The sequence below is a fragment of the Photorhabdus kleinii genome (assembly GCF_025384885.1).
Taxonomy (GTDB): Bacteria; Pseudomonadota; Gammaproteobacteria; order Enterobacterales; family Enterobacteriaceae; genus Photorhabdus; species Photorhabdus kayaii.
In genome coordinates, this window is the sequence record NZ_JAJAFY010000099.1 from 1 (window position 1) to 4,990 (window position 4,990).

At 56.1% G+C, this 4,990-nt stretch carries 1 pseudogene; it reads right to left on the minus strand.

Going from position 1 to position 4,990, the window contains the following annotated elements:
* Window positions 1–4,990, minus strand: a pseudogene (locus LG003_RS22490) (amino acid adenylation domain-containing protein); the annotation flags it as partial.

Sequence of the window (4,990 nt, forward strand, 5' to 3'; positions counted from 1 at the left end):
CAGGATGTCCAATGTCCGTACCGGCCTGTCCGGGGTGTGCTCCAGCGCTTCCGCCAGACTCTCCAGTGCCTGCTGCATATAATCGCATACCCGCTCCGGCGCAAACGGCTGAACCGTCTGTGCTGTCAGCCCCAGCGAACCACCAAAATCCTCAACCGACAGTACAAAGGGGTAGTTAGTCCGCTCCTGCCCGCCAACAACTTCAATCCCGCTTATCAGTTCACCGGAGATGGCCGACACATCATTATGCCGGTAGTTCAGCAGGGCACTGAAAAGCGGGGTCTCGTTGTTAATGCCGCTGCATCGTTGAGCCAGCGCCAGTGACGCATGCTCATGCGCCAATAATCCGGCCAGCCGGGTATGGGCCTGTTGTACACTGCCCCAGATGGCACAACGCCGCCAGACTAACCCCTAACTGCTGCGCCTGACGGCGCAAACGGTTATTCAGCTCAGCGGATAACATCCGGTGGTATTCCGTCACCTGTGAGCCGTCACGATGGACCTCCGCCAAGCCGAACGGCAGTGTCGGTTCCACCACATCCGCCAGCATTTCCGTGAAGAAACGGGTGTGCGCTTCCTGGCTTACCCCCAACCGGGCCTGGGCAACCAGATTGCGGAACGGTACTGGTGCCGGCAGCGTTTCCGTCTGCCCCGTCAGATACGCCCGGACTTCACGATGCAGCACTTCCAGCGTGGTATGGTCGCCAATCAGGTGATGCAGTAATTGCACTACTGCCCAACGGCCATCCGTTTCCCGGGCAATAACAAATTGCAGTAACGGGGCATTGCTTAAGTTAAGACGAAAATAGCGGGGATCAAAACGTCGGCTTAACTGTCCACTGACCGGCCCTTTCGCCGGATCTAATGTCAGTTCAGTGACGGATAAAGTGGCCTGACGCCAGACCACCTGCGCCGGCACAGACAGCTCCTGCCAGACAAAGGCAGTCCGCAGAATATCATGGCGATTAATCACCTGCTGCATGGCCGCCAAATACCGGTCCAACAAAGCCCGGTCTGCAAAAATCATCTGATCGGTCAACAGGTACGGATCTCCCTCGCTTGCCAGTAAGTGGTGGAATAAAATTCCCTCCTGCAAGGGCGACAGGGCATAAATGTCCTGAATATTGACCAGCCCACCCGGTACTTGCCCGGCGATACAGTCAATATCAGCCTGAGTCAGCTCTATCAGAGGCAACATTGCTGGGGTGAGAACCGTCGTATCGGGGGTAATCACATTGGCGGGTATCGACACAGCCTGGTGCTGTCCCAACGTCTGAACCAGATCGGATAACACTGGCGTCTGAAACAGGTCACGCACCGCCAGTTTAAGCCCCAGATGGCGCAAATATTCAATCATCCGCACCGCCAGCAAGGAATGCCCGCCCAGCGTGAAGAAATTATCGTGTCGGCTGATTTGCTCAATCCCCAGCAACTCACACCAAATGGCCGCCAATGCCATTTCGGTTTCCCCCTGCGGCGCCTCATAATGTTGACGGGCAAATGCTTCGCTATCCGGTGCCGGCAGTGCCTTGCGGTCCAGTTTGCCATTCGGTGACAGCGGGAAGCTGTCCAGACGCACAAACGCCGCCGGCACCATATAATCCGGTAACCGGGCACTCAGATGTTCCCGCAGGCTACTCACCAGCCCCTCCTCCGCGCCTGCTACCACATAAGCAACCAGTCGCTTATCCTGCCCTTCCTCTAGCGCTAGTACCACCGATTCACGTACTGCCGGGTGTTCTACCAGCCAGCTTTCAATCTCTCCCGGTTCAATACGGAAGCCACGAATTTTCACCTGCTGGTCATTGCGGCCCAGAAATTCCAGGTTGCCGTCCGGCCGGTAACGCGCCAAATCCCCAGTGCGGTACATCCGTGCATGGGGTTTGTCACTGAATGGGTCAGGCAAGAAACATTCTGCCGTCAGTTCAGGCCGGTTCAGATAACCTCGTGCTACACCCACACCACCAATATAGATCTCTCCCGTCACACCGAGTGGAACCGGCTGGCCGTAAGCATCGAGGAGATAAATCCGGGTATTGGCAACAGGTTGACCAATCGGTGGCGCATTTTCATCCCGGCTATTGCAAGCATAGAGAGTCGCACAAATCGTGGTTTCTGTTGGGCCATAGGCATTGAACATCTGTCTGCCCTCAGCCCAGCGTTTAACCAGCGTGGCTGAACACGCTTCTCCGGCTACCAGCAAGATTTTTACTGTGTCAGGAAGTTCATTCATTACCATCAGCACACTGGGGGGTAAAAAAAGAATATGGCTAATCCCGTTATCAGCAAGATAACGGGCAAGTGCTGCGCCAGGCAGAATATCGGCAGACTGGGGCAAATAGAGCGTGGCACCAGCCAATAACGTCAGACAGCATTCCCAAATGCAGGCATCGAAACTGTTTGAAGCAAACTGCAACATTCGGCTATCCGGCGTGATAGCCAGTCTCTCTTGTTGAGTACTAATCACACTGCATAAGCCACGATGTTCGACCATCACCCCTTTCGGCGTACCGGTCGAGCCGGAAGTGTAAATCACATAGGCCAGATGCCGTGATGTCAATGTGGCTATCTGCGGATTGCTGTCCGGCCAGTCAAACAGCGTATTTGGGTCAAGCACTGTCCGTCCTGTTAATTCCTCCTCCCCTAAGGCTGCCCGTCCGATATTATCCATCAGCACAATAGCCGGGGCGGTATCGGTGAGAGTATATGCTAGACGCTCACCGGGATAAGTCGGATCCAACGGCACATAAGCCCCGCCGGCTTTCAATATGGCCAACATTCCCACCACCATGGCCGGTGAGCGTGATACACAAATCGCCACTAACTGATCTGGCGCTACCTTCAGGGCAATCAATTGGTGGGCCAGTCGGTTGGCACGGGCATTGAGTTCGGCATAGCTGAGGGTCTGGTCTGCGTACACCAAGGCGGTCGCGTCTGGGGTTTTCTCTGCCTGCTGTTCAAATAATTGATGGAGACACAACGTCTCAGAATACGGCGCTTCCGTTACGTTCCGGGTTTTTAATAACAGCGTGCGTTCCGCTTCCGGCAAGATTTCCAATGCTCGTACCGGCATATCCGGGGTGTGCTCCAGCGCTTCCGCCAGACTCTCCAGTGCCTGCTGCATATATCCGCATATCTGCTCTGGCATAAATGGCTGAACCGTCTGCGCCGTCAGCCCCAGCGATCCACCAAAATCCTCCACAGACAGCGCAAAGGGGTAGTTAGTCCGCTCCTGCCCGCCAACAAACTCAACCCCGCTTATCAGTTCACGGGATATGGCCGACACATCATTATGCCGGTAGTTCAGCAGGGCACTGAAAAGGGGGATCGCGTTGTCAATGCCACTGCATTGCTGGGCCAGCGCCAGTGACGCATGCTCATGCGCCAATAATCCGGCCAGCCGGGTATGGGTCTGCTGTACACTTTCCCGTACCAGCGTATCATCCATATCTAACCGCAGCGGTAAGGTATTAATAAACAACCCCAGCCCGCTGTCCGCCCCGGCTCCCGCCGCCATACGTCCGAACAATACGGTACCGAACACCACGTTTTCCTGACTACTGGTCCGGGACAACACCTGCGCCCAGGCCAGATGGCATAACGCCGCCAGACTGACTCCTAACTGCCGGGCCTGACGGCGCAAACGGCTATTCAGCTCAGCGGATAACATCCGGTGGTATTCTGTCACCTGCGAGCCGTCACGATGGACCTCCGCCAAGCCGAACGGTAATGTTGGCTCCACCACATCCGCCAACATTTCCGTAAAGAAACGGGTGTGCGCTTCCTGGCTTACCCCCAATCGGGTCTGTGCAACCAGATTGCGGAACGGCACCGATGTCGGCAACGTTTCCTCCTGCCCCGTCAGATACATCCGGACTTCATGGTACATCACTTCCTGTGTTGTATGGTCGCCAATCAGGTGGTGCTGCAATTCCAGTAAGCACCAACGGCCATCCGTTTCCCGGGCAATAACAAATTGCAGTAACGGAGCATTGCTTAAGTTAAGACGATAATGTCGGAGATCAAAACGCCAACTTAACTGCTCACTGACCGGCCCTTCTGCCGAATCTAACGTCAGTTCTGTGACGGATAAAGTGGCCTGACGCCAGACCACCTGCGCCGGCACAGACAGCCCCTGCCAGACAAAGGCGGTCCGCAGAATATCATGGCGATTAACCACCTGCTGCATGGCCGCCAAATACCGGTCCAACAAAGCCCGGTCCGCAAAAACCATCAGACCGGTCAACAAGTACGGATCTCCCTCGCTTGCCAGTAAGTGGTGGAATAAAATCCCCTCCTGCAAGGGCGACAGGGCATAAATATCCTGAATATTGCTCATCCCGCCCGGCACTTGCCCGACAATACGATCAATGTCAGCTTGAGTCAGATCTATCAGCGGCAACATCGTCGGCGTGAGCGTTGTTGTATCGGGGGTAATCACATTGGCAGGCACCGGCACGGCCTGGTTCTGCCCCAGTCTCTGCGCCAGACTGGATAACACCGGGGTTTGAAACAGGTCGCGCACCGCCAGCGCCCATCCCGACTGACGCAGGCGTTCCATCATCCGCACCGCCAGCAGGGAATGGCCGCCCAACGTGAAGAAATTGTCATGCCGGCTGATTTGCTCAATCCCCAGCAGTTCACACCAAATTGCCGCCAACACCGTTTCGGTTGCTCCCTGCGGCGCCTCATAACGTTGGCGGGCAAACGCTTCTCTGTCCGGTGCCGGCAATGCCCGTCTGTCCAGCTTGCCATTCGATGTCAACGGGAAGCCGTCCAGACGGACAAACGCCGCCGGTACCATATAATCCGGTAAAACCGCACTCAGGTACACCCGCAGGCTATTCACCAGCCCCTCCGCGGCGTCTGCCACCACATACGCTACCAGTCGCTTCTCCGATCCATCACCCTGTGCCAGTACCGCCGATCCACGCACCGACGGGTATTCTGCCAGCCGGGCTTCAATTTCCCCCGGTTCAATGCGGAAACC